Annotated in this window: 14 protein-coding genes; 10 read left to right on the top strand and 4 right to left on the bottom strand. The window is 66.7% G+C overall.

The genetic code is table 11. The features are described 5' to 3' along the window. Nucleotides 1-3 precede the first annotated feature (3 nt). The 5 genes from E1261_RS10600 to E1261_RS10580 all read left to right on the top strand — a co-directional run bounded on the left by E1261_RS10600 (nt 4) and on the right by E1261_RS10580 (nt 6,654). Entirely contained in the window at nt 4-1,398 is a 1,395-nt protein-coding gene (locus tag E1261_RS10600; protein ID WP_132405321.1) for an L-fucose/L-arabinose isomerase family protein, read from the top strand. Further along, nucleotides 1,395-2,783 (top strand): rhamnulokinase, encoded by a 1,389-nt coding sequence (locus tag E1261_RS10595; RefSeq protein ID WP_132405320.1) that lies wholly within the window; start codon nt 1,395-1,397, stop codon nt 2,781-2,783. The genes E1261_RS10600 and E1261_RS10595 overlap by 4 nt, the downstream gene beginning before the upstream one ends. 6 nt (nt 2,784-2,789) lie before the next feature. Further along, nucleotides 2,790-3,026, top strand: a complete 237-nt coding sequence (locus tag E1261_RS10590; protein ID WP_132405318.1) for a helix-turn-helix domain-containing protein — start codon at nt 2,790-2,792, stop codon at nt 3,024-3,026. Nucleotides 3,027-3,167: 141 nt separating this feature from the next. Further along, nucleotides 3,168-6,149, top strand: coding sequence for an alpha-L-rhamnosidase (locus E1261_RS10585; protein ID WP_238176124.1), 2,982 nt, complete (start codon nt 3,168-3,170; stop codon nt 6,147-6,149). A 49-nt stretch (nt 6,150-6,198) separates the two neighbouring features. Continuing rightward, a complete protein-coding gene (locus E1261_RS10580; RefSeq protein ID WP_132405314.1) occupies nt 6,199-6,654 on the top strand; it encodes a hypothetical protein in 456 nt (151 codons plus the stop codon). Between the two features lie 46 nt (nt 6,655-6,700). Here E1261_RS10580 and ilvA read toward each other — a convergent pair whose 3' ends face one another. Continuing rightward, on the bottom strand, nt 6,701-8,005 hold the full coding sequence (gene ilvA / locus E1261_RS10575; RefSeq protein WP_132405312.1) for a threonine ammonia-lyase IlvA: 1,305 nt from the start codon (nt 8,003-8,005) through the stop codon (nt 6,701-6,703). A gap of 230 nt (nt 8,006-8,235) precedes the next feature. On the opposite strand from ilvA, the gene E1261_RS10570 reads away from it, so the two are divergent. From E1261_RS10570 to E1261_RS10560, 3 genes are all read left to right on the top strand, one after another. Next, nucleotides 8,236-9,102 (top strand): HIRAN domain-containing protein, encoded by an 867-nt coding sequence (locus tag E1261_RS10570; RefSeq protein WP_132405310.1) that lies wholly within the window; start codon nt 8,236-8,238, stop codon nt 9,100-9,102. 107 nt (nt 9,103-9,209) lie between these two features. Then, nucleotides 9,210-10,301 carry an RICIN domain-containing protein gene (locus E1261_RS10565; RefSeq protein ID WP_132405308.1) on the top strand — a complete coding sequence of 364 codons (1,092 nt, stop codon included), beginning with the start codon at nt 9,210-9,212 and terminating at the stop codon, nt 10,299-10,301. 10 nt (nt 10,302-10,311) lie between these two features. Continuing rightward, a complete protein-coding gene (locus E1261_RS10560) occupies nt 10,312-10,989 on the top strand; it encodes an SGNH/GDSL hydrolase family protein (protein ID WP_132405306.1) in 678 nt (225 codons plus the stop codon). On the opposite strand, the gene E1261_RS10555 is transcribed toward E1261_RS10560, so the two are convergent. After that, entirely contained in the window at nt 10,975-11,730 is a 756-nt protein-coding gene (locus E1261_RS10555; RefSeq protein WP_132405304.1) for a nucleotidyltransferase domain-containing protein, read from the bottom strand. The genes E1261_RS10560 and E1261_RS10555 overlap by 15 nt on opposite strands. Nucleotides 11,731-11,763: 33 nt before the next feature. Between E1261_RS10555 and E1261_RS10550 the strand changes: the two genes are divergently transcribed. After that, on the top strand, nt 11,764-11,997 hold the full coding sequence (locus E1261_RS10550) for a hypothetical protein (protein WP_132405302.1): 234 nt from the start codon (nt 11,764-11,766) through the stop codon (nt 11,995-11,997). Nucleotides 11,998-12,001: 4 nt separating this feature from the next. On the opposite strand, the gene E1261_RS10545 is transcribed toward E1261_RS10550, so the two are convergent. After that, the gene (locus tag E1261_RS10545; protein ID WP_132405300.1) at nt 12,002-12,880 is read right to left on the bottom strand and encodes an RNA polymerase sigma-70 factor; all 879 of its coding nucleotides are present in this window, start codon (nt 12,878-12,880) and stop codon (nt 12,002-12,004) included. A gap of 153 nt (nt 12,881-13,033) precedes the next feature. Here E1261_RS10545 and E1261_RS10540 point away from each other — a divergent pair, with 153 nt between their 5' ends. Further along, nucleotides 13,034-13,516 (top strand): carboxymuconolactone decarboxylase family protein, encoded by a 483-nt coding sequence (locus E1261_RS10540; protein ID WP_132405298.1) that lies wholly within the window; start codon nt 13,034-13,036, stop codon nt 13,514-13,516. Here the strand turns inward: E1261_RS10540 and E1261_RS45215 are convergent. Beyond that, nucleotides 13,506-14,295, bottom strand: a 790-nt coding sequence (locus E1261_RS45215; RefSeq protein ID WP_165952445.1) for an alpha/beta hydrolase, incomplete at its 5' end; no start/stop codon positions are given. The two genes, E1261_RS10540 and E1261_RS45215, sit on opposite strands and share 11 nt — an antisense overlap.

The raw sequence follows: 14,295 nt of genomic DNA, 5'->3' as shown, positions 1-14,295 counted from the left end.
GCCATGCGAAAGACGCGGATTGGTTTGGTGGCTGGTGGGTTGGGAGCCTACTGGCCGCAGTTCCCTGACCTGTTGCCGCAGTTGCAGGCGTCTGCTCGGCGGGTGTCGGAGCGGTTCGCCTCGATGGACTGTGAGGTTGTCGACGTCGGCTTCATCTCGGATGCGCAGGAAGGTGCTGTGGCCGCGGAGAAGCTGCGGTTGGCGGACTGCGATCTGATCGTGGGCTTCCTGACCACGTACATGACGGCGTCGATGCTGGTGCCGGTGGCGCAGCGGAGTGGTTCGCCGGTGCTGCTGCTGAACCTGCAGCCGACGGAGTCGATGGATCACGCGAGCTTCGACACTGGCGCTTGGCTCGCGTACTGCGGTGCTTGTCCGCTGCCGGAGATGGCGAATGCGTTCGAGCGGTGTGGAGTGCCCTTCCGGTCGGTGTCCGGCTATCTGGAGGACGAGCGGGCGTGGGAGCGGATCGGCCGGTGGATCCGGGCGGCCGGCGTACGGGCTGCTTTTCGGCATGGGCGGCATGGTCTGCTCGGGCATCTGTATCCGGGCATGATGGATGTCGTCACCGATCCGACGCTGGTGTCCGCGCAGCTCGGTGGACACGTGGAGATCCTGGAGATCGACGATCTGCGGGTCCGGGTCGAGAAGGTCACCGACGACGAGACCGCGGCCCGGATGGACCTGGCCCGGGAGATCTTCACGCTGGACGACTCGGTGGTGGAGGACGACTTCCGCTGGGGTGCGCGGGTGTCGGTCGCGCTGGATCGGCTGGTCGAGGACTTCGATCTGACCACGCTGGCGTATTACCACCGCGGCCTGGACGGCGAGATGCACGAGCGGGTGGCGGCCGGGATGATCCTCGGCGCATCGTTGCTCACGGCAAGGGGTGTGCCGGCGGCGGGTGAGTACGAGCTGCGGACGTCCTTGGCGATGCTGGTGATGGACAAGCTCGGTGCGGGTGGTTCGTTCACCGAGCTGCAGGCGCTGAACTTCCACGACAACGTGGTGGAGATGGGGCACGATGGGCCGGCGCATCTTGCGATCAGTTCGGCGAAGCCGTTGCTGCGTGGGCTGGGTGTCTACCACGGGAAGCGTGGATGGGGAGTGTCTGTTGAGTTCGACGTTCGCCAGGGACCCGTCACGTTGTGTGGGCTGGGGCAGCGGCGCGACGGTACGTTCCACCTGATCGCTTCCGAGGGGAACGTCGTACCGGGGCCGTTGCTGCAGATCGGGAACACGACGTCGCGGGTGGACTTCGGCCGTGACCCGGGTGAGTGGACCGATGACTGGTCTGCGTCGGGCGTTGCACACCACTGGGCGCTCGGCACTGGCCACCGCGTCAAAGATCTGGAGGCTGTCGCCGGCCTCCTCCGCCTCGACCTCACTGTCATATGAAGCGCGTCGCGGCGGTCGACCTCGGTGCCTCCAGTGGACGCGTCATGCTCGGCGAGGTCGGCCCTGACCTGCTGAACCTGACCGAGGTCAACCGGTTCTGGAACGGTCCGGTCGACCTCCGCGGCACCCTGCACTGGGACATCCTCCACCTCTACCGCTCGATGCTGGACGGCCTGCACAGGGCCGGTCCGGTGGACTCCCTCGCCATCGACTCCTGGGCCGTCGACTACGGCCTCCTGGACGCGGGAGGTCACCTGCTAGGCAACCCGATCCACTACCGCGACAGCCGCACCGAAGGCGTGATGGATCGCGTCTTGCAGACGGTGTCAGCGGAGGAGCTGTACGAGGTCACCGGCCTCCAGCAGCTGCCGATCAACACCCTGTACCAACTGGCTGCTGAGACCCGGCTGGGTGCTGCCGAAACGCTGCTCCTCATCCCCGACCTCCTGGCCTACTGGCTCACCGGGCAGATCGGGGTGGAGCGGACCAACGCTTCCACGACTCAGTTGTACGACGTGCGCCGCCGGGAATGGGCTACCGGGCTGGCGGAGCGGATCGGCGTACCGGCTCGGGTCCTGCCTCGGCTGTGGGAGGCGGGGGACGTGATTGGGCAGTACGACGGGACTCCGGTGATTGCGGTTGGTTCGCATGACACGGCGTCTGCTGTGGTGAGTGTGCCGACGGAGACCGAGCGGTTCGCGTACATCTCGTCGGGGACCTGGTCCCTGGTGGGACTGGAGCTGCCTGCACCCGTGCTGACCGAGGAGGCACGTCTCGCCAACTTCACCAACGAAGGGGGAGTGGATGGGCGGATCCGCTTCCTGCGCAACATCATGGGGCTGTGGATCCTGCAGGAGTGCCAGCGGGTCTGGCAGGACGACGACCTGCCCCGGCTGCTTGCAGAAGCGGCCGCTGCGCCACCCTTCGCCGTACTGGTCGATCCGGATGCGCCGGAGTTCCTCGCTCCGGGGGACATGCCTGCGCGGATCGCGGCGTACTCCGGTGACTCACCTACATCGAAAGGTGCTGTGGTGCGGTGCGTGCTGGAGAGCCTGGCGCTCGCCTACCGACGGACGCTGCGGTCGGCGCAAGAGCTCGCGGACCGGCCAGTCGACGTACTGCATGTCATCGGAGGCGGCTCCCAGAACGAGCTGCTCTGTCAGCTCACCGCAGACGCCTGCGGCCTGCCGGTACTGGCCGGCCCGGTCGAAGCGTCCGCACTGGGCAATGTCCTCGTCCAAGCTCGCGCACTAGGCGAGCCCCTGCCGGATCTGGATGCCATGCGCGCCCTGGTCCGCTCCACCCATCGCCTGCGGCGCTACACCCCGCAGGGCAAACCGGCCGACTGGGACGCCGCCGAGTCCCGGGTGTTCGGATCAAGGTGATACGCAATGACCGCACTCCCCCAGGAACTGCGCCCGCTGCGGGTACCGCCGCGGGAGATCAGCCATGACGATCTGCAGTTGCTCCGCCTCCTCGCCACCGGCTTGCCGATGGACGCGGTCGCGCGGCGGCTGCAGTTGTCCGAACGGACTGTCCGCCGCCGGACCCGCTTGATCTGCGACCGGCTCGGCTTCAGTACCGCGATCGAAGCCATCGTCTGGGCCGCCCGCCGCGGTCTGGTCTAAGCCCTTCCTACTCCCCTGCAGTTCCGCCCCACTGACTGAGGAGTCTTTGTCATGCCTCGACACCTTCGAGGGCTCTGCCTTGCCTTGGCAGCCCTCCTGGCCATGCCTGTTCCCACGGCATCAGCCGCCCCAGCACCTCAGGTGCACAACCTCCGAACCAACGCCCTCACCGATCCACTCGGTATCGCGGCCGGCCCACCCCGGCTGAGCTGGCAGCTCGACAGCAGCAGCCGCGGGGTGACCCAGACGCGCTATCAGGTCCGGGTTGCAACCAGTCCGTCGCGGCTGAGCCGTCCGGACGCGTGGGACAGCGGTGTGGTCCACTCCGACCGTTCCGTCGACGTCGAGTACGCCGGTACTGCGCTGAAGCCGTACACGCAGTACTTCTGGGCTGTGCGGGTCTGGGACGGCAACGGCCGCGCCACGCGCTGGTCCGACCCTGCGACGTTCGAGACCGCCCAGCTGAAGCCCTCGGACTGGACTGGTCAGTGGATCGGCGCTGCGAGCCAGCCGGGTCCCGAGTGGACCGACTACACGGTCGATGCCGATGTCACGGTCGTCAAAGAGGCGCTGGGCGTCTTCTTCCGCGGCCGCTCCGGCATCGGCTACATGTGGCAGCTCAACTCGATCAACGGCGCGAAGCTGCGGCCGCACGTCCGCCAGCCGGGCGGTGGGTACGTCGTACTCGGCGAGATCCCTTTGAACGTCGACCTGAGCCAGCGGCACCACCTGCGCATCACTGTCGCCGGTAAGACCATCACCACCTGGATCGACGGCACTCAGGTCGACCAGCGCGAGCGGACCGACCACAACGCGGCCGGGGTCGTGGGTTTCCGCACCAATGGAGCAGAGAGCGGCGTTGTGCATAACCTGGTGGTGACCAACGCCGCGGGGACCAAGCTGATCGACACCGCGTTCGCCAGCGGTGACCAGACCTTCCCCGACGGGACGGTGCTGCCGGGTGGCGGTCTGCAGGTCAAGGGCAACACCGACCTGTGGCTTCCCGGTCCGCCGCTGCCGGTGTTCCGCCGTACGGTGACGATTCCGGCGGGGAAGAAGGTTGTCCGGGCCCGGATGTACGCCGCCGCGCAGGGGATCTACGAGCTGAGCCTCAACGGCAAGAAGGTCGGCGACCAGGAGTTGGCGCCGGGCTGGACGGACTACCGCCTGCGGATCCAGTCCCAGGCGTACGACGTCACGCGGCAGCTCCGGCCCGGCCAGAACGTGCTGGGCGCCGAGCTGGCCACCGGCTGGTTCGCGGGCAACGTTGCGATGTTCGGATCGCAGAAGTACGGCAGCGAAACCGCACTGACCGCCCAACTGCGCGTCACGTACTCGGACGGCACCACGGATGTCATCGGCACGGACCAGACCTGGCAGACCGCACCAGGCGCCGTACGGGTGGCTGATCTACTCAACGGCGAGAGCTACGACGCCCGTCGTACGGCTACGGAGTGGACGCCTGCGTTGCTCAGGCCTAGCGCAACCGCACAGCTGGTACCGCAGACCGATCAGCCCGTCCGCGTGACACAGCACCTGGCTGCTAAGGCCATTGCGTCGCCGACACCGGGTAAGTACCTCTACGACCTCGGACAGAACATGGTTGGCGTCGGACGGTTCAAGCTGACCGGACAGCCGGGGCAGACCGTGACCATCCGGTACGGCGAGGTGCTGAACCCGGACGGGACGCTCTACACCGACAACCTGCGCGGTGCGAAGGCCACTGACCACTACACGTTCGCCACTAATCAGCCGGAGACCTACCAGCCCCGCTTTACGTTCCACGGCTTCCGGTACGTCGAGTTGAGCGCGCCGGCCGATGCGGTCACCGGCGTGGTGATGGGCACTGATGGCGCCCAGACGAGCAGGTTCCGCACCAACTCCACACTGGTGAACCAGCTGCACAGCAACATCGTCTGGGGCCAGCGCGGCAACTTCTTGTCGATTCCGACCGACACTCCGGCCCGTGACGAGCGGATGGGGTGGACCGGCGACATCAACGTGTTCGCGCGCACTGCGGTCTACAACCTGGACTCACAGGCGTTCCTGACCAAGTGGCTGCAGGACCTGCGCGACAGCCAGGCGGCCGACGGCTCGTACCCGAGTGTCGCGCCGACTGTGCCTGACTCGTTCGACGGCGGTCTCGGGAACGCAGGCTGGGCAGATGCCGGTGTCAACGTGCCCTGGACGCTCTGGCAGGCCTACGGTGACACGAACGTCATCCGCTCGCACTACGCGTCTATGGCTCGGTACGTCGACTACCTGGCCTCGCACTCGCCCGGTCTGATCCGCGGTGGCGGTGACTACGGTGACTGGCTGAACCTGGACGACCCGACACCCGGTGACCTGATCGGTACGGCGTTCATGGCCAAGGGTGCCCGCCAGCTCAGCCAGATGGCTGCGGCCATCGGGAACAGTGCGGACGAAACGAAGTACCGGAAGCTGTACGACGACGTCCGGGCAGCGTGGATCGCGCGGTTCGTGGCAGCTGACGGGAAGGTCGGGTCGGACAGCCAGACCGGCTACATCCTCGGGTTCACCAACGACCTGATCCCCGACGTCACCAAGTCCGGTGAGCACTTCGCGAACACCATTCTGCGCCGGGACACGCACCTGTCCACCGGCTTCCTCGGAGTGGACGGGCTGCTGCCGGTGCTGACCAAGGTGGGCCGGTCGGATCTCGCGTACAAGCTGCTGCAGAACACGTCGTACCCGTCCTGGGGCTATGAGATCGGCTGGGGCGCGACCACGGTCTGGGAACGCTGGAACTCGATCAACCCGGACGGCACCTTCAACGACGTCGGGATGAACTCCTTCAACCACTACGCGTACGGCGCGGTCGGCGAATGGATGTACGGGACGCTGGCCGGGGTTTCGGCGGCCGAGCCGGGGTACCGGAAGATCCTGATCGCACCGAAGCCGGGCGCGGGGATCACCCGGTCCGACTTCGCGCTGGAGACGCCGTACGGCGAGGTGGTCAGCAACTGGAAGACCACTGCCCGCGGCTTCGAGCTGGACGTGACGGTGCCGGCCAACACCACGGCAATCATTCGTTTGCCTGATTCGACGGGTGACCTGAACGTTGCTTCAGGCACCTATCGGTTCGTGGTCCCCGCAGGTTAGCCGGCCAGGGCGGCGGGTACCGGACAGGAACCCCGACAGAGGAGGAACCATGGACGGAATGACCGTCCTCTGGATCGTCGTCGCCCTCGCAGTCCTGGTGATCCTGGTTGCGTTGATCGCCGGCGCATCCAAGACATCGTCGAAGCGCCGCGCGGAACACGAGCGGCAGCAGGCCGAGCAGCAGCGGCAGGAGGCGTACGAGAAGGAGCAGGAGTCGCGGATCGCCGCGGCCCACGCCGAGCGTCAGCACGCCACGGCCGATGAGGTCGACGCCCGGGCCAAGCGCGCGCAGGCGGAGGCCGAGGAGAAGGCCGCCGAGGCCCGTCGTCTGGCCGCCGGGGCCACCGAACGCCGCGAAGCCGCCAAGACCGCCGACCGCGAGGCCGACCAGCACCACACCCAGGCCGCCGACAAGATGCCGGCCACGGATGACTCCGCGGACACCCACTGGGCTGACGGGAGTCACCCGCACGACCCGCGGCACTCGAGGCACACCAAACACTGAGTGAGGACGTCTGATCCCGCCGTGGCATGTGAGGTCTGCGGCGGGATCAGATTAAGTACCGGAACTCGGGGGAGTTCGGGTTGATCCGTTCGATGTCGAGCGGCGCCGCGTCCATGCGGGCGAGCAGGCCCGCAAGGTCGTCGGCCCGCCCGATCTCGATCCCGACCAGCGCGACCCCGGTCTCCCGGTTGTTGCGCTTCACGTACTCGAACAGGGCGATGTCGTCGTCCGGCCCGAGCACCCCGTCCAGGAACTGGCGCAGCGCGCCCGGCTCCTGCGGGAACGTCACCAGGAAGTAGTGCTTGAGCCCTTCGTAGACCAGCGATCGCTCGAGGATCTCGCTGTACCGGCTGACATCGTTGTTCCCGCCGGAGAGCAGACAGACCACCGTCTCACCCGGCTGCACGACCAAACCGTTGCCCAGGGCACTTGTCGACAAAGCGCCTGCGGGCTCCGCGATCAACCCGTCGACCTGGTACAGCTCGAGCATCTCGCTGCACACCAGTCCCTCCGGGACCGACATCATCTCGACCCCGGCGCCGGCCACCAACGGCAGCGTGACGTCGCCAACCCGCCGTACCGCAGCTCCGTCGACGAAGCTGTCCAGCTGCGGCAACGTAACCGGTTCACCAGCAGCAAGCGCAGCCGCCATACTCGCCGCACCGGCCGGCTCCACACCAACGACCCGTACGCCGGGATGCCGGGCCGTCAACCAACTCACGACGCCGGCGATCAGCCCGCCACCACCGACCGGCACCACCAGTACGTCGGGCGCGTGGCCGAGCTGCTGGACGATCTCGACAGCGACCGTGCCTTGGCCGGCCACGGTCCGCGGGTCGTCGAAGGCGGGGACCATCGTCGCGCCGGTCGCTTCCGCATCAGCGAGCGCTGCGGCGGCAGCATCGTCGTACGTGTCGCCGGTGACGATCACCTGGATCTGCTTGCCACCCAGAGCAGCGATCCGGTCCCGCTTCTGGCGCGGTGTGGTCCGCGGAACGAAAACTTTTCCGTGAACTCCGAGTGCGTGGCACGAATATGCCAACCCCTGCCCGTGGTTGCCCGCACTGGCACACACCACTCCCGCGGACTTGCTCTCGTCATCGAGCTGGGCGATCAGGTTGTAGGCCCCGCGGAGCTTGTAGGAACGGCCGATCTGCAGGTCCTCGCGCTTCAGCAGAATCTGCGCCCCGGTGCGCTCGGACAGGCGCAAATTGCGTTCCAGCGGGGTCCGGATCGCGATGCCGTCGAGCCGCGAGACGGCGGCCTCGACGGCGGCCGCGGCGGCCGTTTCTGAGACGATTGCTGAACCGGTTCTGCTGGTCGATCGAGCGACTGAACTTCTGCCCTGCATGACGTTCCTTCCCGTGCATCTGCACGATCTTCGCCGTTTCGCTCGCTGCACAAGACGATCTCCGTCCAAAGGGCGGACAGACGGCTACCGTTGCGCAACGGAGCCTGATTCCATGCGTGAAACGGCCCTTCACGGGGCAGTCTAGTTTTCATACGCTCACTCGGTGTAACGGCCAGGGCTCTGGACGAGATGAGCCGAGTCAACCGGTCAGCGGGGACTGGAGGGCACATATGGAACTGATTCCGTTCAGTCTGTGGGGCGACGCACTGTGGTGTGGTCAGGAGGTCGTGCGGGAGGCTCCGCACGAGCAGGCGATTCGCAGCCTGTTCCCTGATCCCATCCCGGCACGTGGCGCAGATCTGGACACCGAGGCGGACCTCGTCCCGGAACCGCACAACAGATTCGACCCCCGATCGATCGCAGTCCGCGTTCAGGGGAAGGTTGTCGGCTACTTGCCGAGGGACGACGCACATCGCTACCACCCGGTGCTCTCGGAGCTGGTGGCCCAAGGACTGCAGCCCCAGGTGCCGTGCCACCTGTGGGTGAGTGAATGGGAGCCGGCCGACTGGGTCGGCAAAGATGACGACGGCACGGAGTTCCACGCCAGTGTCGCGGTGGCCCTGGGCCAGCCGCACATGCTCGTCCCGGTGAACTTGCCACCGCCGGGCAGCTTCCACCTGCTACCGCCCGGCAGCGGCATCGTCGTACCGGGCAGTGAGGTGCATCCAGAGGTTCTGGCGCCGTTCTTCCGAGCGGAGGGCGAGTGCTGGGCCTACGCCACCATGCATGCGATCGAGGAGGAAGACAGCATCCAGGACCGGCCGCGGAACGTGGTCGAGATCCGTCTCGACGACGAACCGGTCGGGCGGCTCAGTCCCCGGCTGAGCGCGGAGTTCCTGCCGGCTGTGCACTACCTGGCCGACATGCGCGCCGAAACCGCCGCACGCGTCGCGGTCCGCGGGGACCGCACCGCATCGGAGGTGACCTTGTACGCGGCACGGAGTCATGACCTGCCGGCCACGTGGCCGGACGGCCTGACCCGTTCCCCAGTCGCGTCCCCACAATGGCACTACTGGGCGACGAAAGAAGCCAACTAGGCGGCTGCGCTGTACTCACCCCGCCCACTGGGTGGGTACAGCGGAGCTACTTTTCGAGCTGGGTGGCAAGGCGTGCTTACTTGCCTTCCGAAACTTAACCTCGTGGCATGAGACTCCGCCTCCTTGCAGTGCTGCCTGTTGTCGCTGCCGCGATCCTCGTGCCGACCAGTCCGCAGGCCGTTGCCGACCTGGCTGCCGGTGACTACGTGCTGAGCCCCCGGCACTCCGGACAGACTCTCGACGTGTACAACGGCAACACCGGTGACGGTGAGCTGGCCATCCAGTGGTCGTACCACGGGAGCGCCAACCAGCAGTGGCGTGCGGCTGTGCAGTCCGACGGGACGTACGAGCTCAAGGCTCTGCACAGTGGACGGCTGCTGTCGGTGGCTGCCGACGGAGTCACCGTCGTACAGGTGGCTGATGCGGACCTGTCCACTCAGCGCTGGCGTATCGTCACTGACCCAGTGCGTGGCAGCCGGATCGCATCGGTGGCGTCCGACAAGGTCCTGTCCGTTGCTGATGCGTCGCGGACGCAGGGCGCGCAGGTGGTCGTGGCGGCCGACCAGAACGTGCCGAGCCAACGCTGGTACGCCGACCACACTGCACCGGTGATGCCACTCGGTGACTCGATCACGTACGGAAGCGGCGCGTCGACTGCGGTCAGCTATCGGACCTCGCTGTGGCAGCACTTCATGGGGACGCGTGGCTTCCGGCCGGACTTCGTCGGGTCGGTGTTGTGGGGAAACATCCCGGACCGTGCCAACGAGGGACACCCGGGGTTCCGGATCGACCAGGTGCGCGCGGAGATCGACAGCTGGCTCACGCTGAACCGGCCGCGGTATGTGCTCGTCCATCTCGGTACGAACGACATCAACCAGAACCACGACCTGGCCAACGCTCCTGCTCGACTGCGTGACCTCGTGGAGCGCATCACTCAGCAGGTGCCCGGTGTGACGGTTCTGGTCGCAACAATCGTTCCGTCCCGCGACGGCGTACTGAATCAGCGCATCAACAACTACAACGCCGCTATCCCGGGTGTGGTCGACGCTGTGCGCGCTACCGGTGCAGACGTTCGTTTCGTCGGCCTGAACGCTCGGATGACGCTGGACGACATCTCGTCCGACGCCATCCACCCGACCGACGCGGGCTACCTCAAGATGGGAGACATCTGGTACGACGCGTTGTCGCCACTGGTCTAGATTTACCTGCATGAGACGGCTGCTCGCGGTGGCGTTGGCTGTGGCGGCTGTCCTGCTGCTGGGACCGGCGGCCCCGGTTGTCCGAGGGGTGCCGCTGATGCCACTCGGCGACTCCATCACCTACGGCAACCCGGAGACCGGCGTCAGCTATCGCACGTCGCTGTGGCAGCACCTGCAGGGCGGACCGCAGGTGGACTTCGTGGGTTCGGTCCGGTGGGGCAACCTGCCGGACCGGGACAACGAAGGTCACCCGGGGATGCGGATCGACGAGCTGCGCTCCTGGATCGACTACTGGCTCGCCCTGAACCGGCCGCGCTATGTGCTGCTCCACATCGGCACGAACGACGTCGTACAGGCTCATGACCTGGCCAACGCTCCTGCGCGTTTGCAGGATCTGATCGAGCGCATTGTTGTGAAGGTGCCCGGTGTGACGATTCTGGTCGCCTCGATCGTGCCCTCGTCCGATGCTGGGCTGAACGAGCGCATCAAGGCCTACAACGCTGCGGTGCCTGGTGTGGTGGCTTCGGTGCGCGCTACCGGCGCCGATGTGCGTTTCGTTGACCTGAATGCGCGGATGTCGTTGTCCGACCTGTCGCCGGACAAGTTGCACCCCAGTGACGCGGGCTTCTTGAAGATGGGCGACATCTGGTACGACGCGCTGGCGCCGGTGGTGTCAGGGCTTCCGTAGTGCGTCGTACTGCTCGGCCGACCACTCGGCGAAGGTCTCCGCGATGAGTGGCAGCTCGTAGCTCTGCACGCGTCGGAGGCTCTGCCTGATCGCCTCGGGGTCGCCGGCCAGGTACTGCTCGATGGTGTGCAGCAGCTCTTCGGTGGGCCAGCTGGGAAGCGGGTGGTGCTGCAGGGCCCAGGTGAGGTACTTGTTGTACGGCCGGACCAGACCGTTCAATGCGAACACCACATCCAGGAACGGCGCAATCGCCTCAACAGCGTCCATCCGTGCTGCGAGGACGTTGCCGTCGCGGGATGACTTCAGTGAGCGGTAGGCCTGGTTGATCCACGCATCCAGCCGCTGCAGCAGGAGCTCCTGTGACTCCTCGGGGCTCAGTCGGGCCTGCCGTTTCATTGCCTGCTCGATGCGGCCGCCGGTCTTGTCCAGCAGCGTCGGCACCCACGCATACGTCCAGCGGTAACCCCACTGGGCGTCTCCGTACGTCGCCAGCGTCTCCAGGTGCTGGAGTGTGACTGGGAGCAGCTCTAGCTCGGTGTTGCGGGTCAACGGCTTGTCGACGAGTTCCGGCGTCACCACTACCAGTACGTCGAGGTCGGAGCGCTCGGTCTCCACGCCACGCCCCGCTGACCCCGACAACACCAGTCCGAGGAGGCCGTCGCCGTACTGGCTCTGGAGTTGCGTTGCGGCGTTCTCGATCAGTACGCGCCGCTCAGCCGAGAGTGTCTCCGGGAACTCCATGCTGCGACCGTACCGGCGACGTACGCTGGCCGCATGGGAGTTTCTGCCGGTCCGGCGTGCCCCGTCTGTGGTGAGGCGGGTGTACCGATCCTCTACGGCCTGCCGACGCCCGCTGCGATGCGTGCTGCGTCCGCCGGCCGGGTCCGGCTGGCCGGGTGCGTGATCACGCCCGACCATGACCAGTGGGCCTGCCCGGCCAACCACGAGTGGCGCACCGGTGACGACGCTCAGCTGAGCGCCGCCATCAGCGCGGCCATCTCGGACTGAGGTTCTAACGCAGCAGGGTTGTCTCCTCTTCGAGGCGCTCGAGCTTCTCCGGGTTGCGGACGACGTACATGCCCGTGATGAGGCCCTGGTGCATGTGGAACGCCATGACCTGTTCGATCTCGCCGTCCATGCGGACCAGCAGGCCGGGGGCGCCGTTGAGCTGGATGTGCTCGGTAGTGACGACACCGGTGAGGCGCGGGATGCCGGCGCCCAGGATGCGTCCGACGCGCTCGGAGCCGACGATCGGGTTCAGGACTGCCTGCTTGATCCCTCCACCGTCGCCGATCAGCACGACGTCCGGAGCCAGCATGTCCAGGAAGCCCTGGATATCACCTGTCTCCACTGCACGGCGGAACGCATCCAGTGCGCCCCGTGCCTCGGTCGACGAGACCACTCCGCGCGGTCGGCGCGCAGCCACGTGGGACCGGGCCCGGTGGGCGATCTGACGAACAGCCTCGGGCGACTTGTCGACAGCCTGCGCGATCTCGTCGTACTCGAGGGCGAAGACATCACGGAGTACGAACACTGCGCGCTCGGTCGGTTTGAGCGTCTCCATGACCAGGAGCATCGCCATCGACACACTGTCGGCCAGCTCGACGTCCTCAGCCACGTCCGGCGTGGTGAGCAGCGGCTCGGGCAGCCACTGACCGACGTACGACTCGCGTTGCCGTCCGACCGTCCGCAGCCGGTTGAGGGCCTGCCGGCTGGTGATGCGGATCAGGTACGCGCGCGGTTCACGGACGGTGTCCAGGTCGACACCGACCCAGCGCAACCACGTCTCCTGCAGCACGTCCTCGGCGTCTGCGGCCGAGCCGAGCAGCTCGTACGCGATCGTGAACAACAGGTTGCGATGGGCAACGAATTCCTCGGTCGCGGGATCCATGGGCGTCTCCTCCACAGTGGTCAGAACTCCCTTCAGACACCGGTCGGCGCGATCTTGTGACAGTGGCTCTGATCACAGCCGCAGCCTGTCACGGATCCGGGCCGGCGCGCATCTTGTGGGCAACACCGACCGACCACGAGAGAGGAACGCACCATGCGTATCAACCTGATGGAGACCGAACTCGGCGGCAAGCTCGGCAAGCGGTTCGCCGGTCTCGCGATGCTGATCGAGCAGTCGTCACTGTCCGGCACGATCAAGGAGCTGGTGAACATCCGCGCCAGCCAGATCAACGGCTGCGGCTTCTGCCTCGACATGCACACCAAGGACGCCACCGCCGCCGGCGAGGACCCGCAGCGGCTGCACATGGTCGCCGCCTGGCGCGAAGCCACCGTCTTCACCCCGGCCGAGCGCGCCGTACTCGCCTTCGCCGAAGAGGGCACCCGCCTGGCCGACCTGCACAAGGGCGTCTCCGACGACACCTGGGCGGCAGTCCGCGAACACTTCGACGACGAGCAGGTAGCAGCCCTGATCATGCTGGTAGCTCTCATCAACGCTGCCAACCGGATGAACGTCATCGCCCAAACCCCCGCCGGCTCCTACCAGCCCGGCATGTTCGACGCCCTCGTCAAGAACTGAGGAACTCGAGCAGTAGCTCCACATCCATCTCGTGCCTGAGGCCCGCGCTGACGTGCAACGTCACCTCATCGCGGGCCCCGGCCGCGGCATAGATCTCCTGAAGCTTGGCGAATGCTTCCGGCACACTCGCGTTGTACGCCGCCGAGCCATTGTCCGGCCCCGGCACATCCAGCTCGCCGTAGTGCACCGCGATCTTGCGCGGCGCATTCAGCCCCGCGATATCCGCCCTGTCGAACCACTCCAGGACTCCGGGCACACACGGCGCGGGTGCGTTCCCCGCCTCCGCGAACACCGCCTCGAACGACCCCAACGTTCCACTGGCGAAGATCGACCGCACGCGATTGCTGAACACCGGATAGGTGCACGCGAGATCCCCACCCCATGAGATCCCGACGACGTCGCACTCCACGTCCAGCCAGTCCTCCCACCGCAACAGATCCTCGATGGTGTCGCCCATCAGGGTCCGCCCGTGCTGGAACGTATCCGTGAGCAGCGTGTAAACCATGTGCTCGCCCCACCGCCAGTAGCTCAAGCTCTCCCCGTCCCGCTGCGCTGCAAGATCCTTCAGCGCACCGAACCCCCGCAACTCCGGCAGCAGCACCGTGTGCCCGGCCCTCGCGAGCTCGATCGCAAAGTTGTGGTGGTAGTCCTCGTGCACTCCGTCGATCCGCAGGCACTCATCCACCTGCCCATGCCCGTGCAACGCCATCACCACGCGCTGCCCACCCGGATTCAGCAGGTACGCCGGCACCGACAGCCCCTCCCCAACCGCCATCACC

This window comes from Kribbella albertanoniae (genome assembly GCF_004348455.1).
In the GTDB taxonomy this organism is placed as follows: domain Bacteria; phylum Actinomycetota; class Actinomycetes; order Propionibacteriales; family Kribbellaceae; genus Kribbella; species Kribbella albertanoniae.
Note: the sequence above shows the minus strand (reverse complement) of the source record. Positions and strands in the feature narration are given on the sequence as shown.

Coding starts and splice junctions, on each gene's coding strand:
- E1261_RS10600 (WP_132405321.1), top strand. CDS start 4: ATGCGAAAGACGCGGATTGGTTTGGTGGCTGGTGGGTTGGGAGCCTAC.
- E1261_RS10595 (WP_132405320.1), top strand. CDS start 1,395: ATGAAGCGCGTCGCGGCGGTCGACCTCGGTGCCTCCAGTGGACGCGTC.
- E1261_RS10590 (WP_132405318.1), top strand. CDS start 2,790: ATGACCGCACTCCCCCAGGAACTGCGCCCGCTGCGGGTACCGCCGCGG.
- E1261_RS10580 (WP_132405314.1), top strand. CDS start 6,199: ATGGACGGAATGACCGTCCTCTGGATCGTCGTCGCCCTCGCAGTCCTG.
- ilvA (WP_132405312.1), bottom strand. CDS start 8,005: ATGCAGGGCAGAAGTTCAGTCGCTCGATCGACCAGCAGAACCGGTTCA.
- E1261_RS10570 (WP_132405310.1), top strand. CDS start 8,236: ATGGAACTGATTCCGTTCAGTCTGTGGGGCGACGCACTGTGGTGTGGT.
- E1261_RS10565 (WP_132405308.1), top strand. CDS start 9,210: ATGAGACTCCGCCTCCTTGCAGTGCTGCCTGTTGTCGCTGCCGCGATC.
- E1261_RS10560 (WP_132405306.1), top strand. CDS start 10,312: ATGAGACGGCTGCTCGCGGTGGCGTTGGCTGTGGCGGCTGTCCTGCTG.
- E1261_RS10555 (WP_132405304.1), bottom strand. CDS start 11,730: ATGGAGTTCCCGGAGACACTCTCGGCTGAGCGGCGCGTACTGATCGAG.
- E1261_RS10550 (WP_132405302.1), top strand. CDS start 11,764: ATGGGAGTTTCTGCCGGTCCGGCGTGCCCCGTCTGTGGTGAGGCGGGT.
- E1261_RS10545 (WP_132405300.1), bottom strand. CDS start 12,880: ATGGATCCCGCGACCGAGGAATTCGTTGCCCATCGCAACCTGTTGTTC.
- E1261_RS10540 (WP_132405298.1), top strand. CDS start 13,034: ATGCGTATCAACCTGATGGAGACCGAACTCGGCGGCAAGCTCGGCAAG.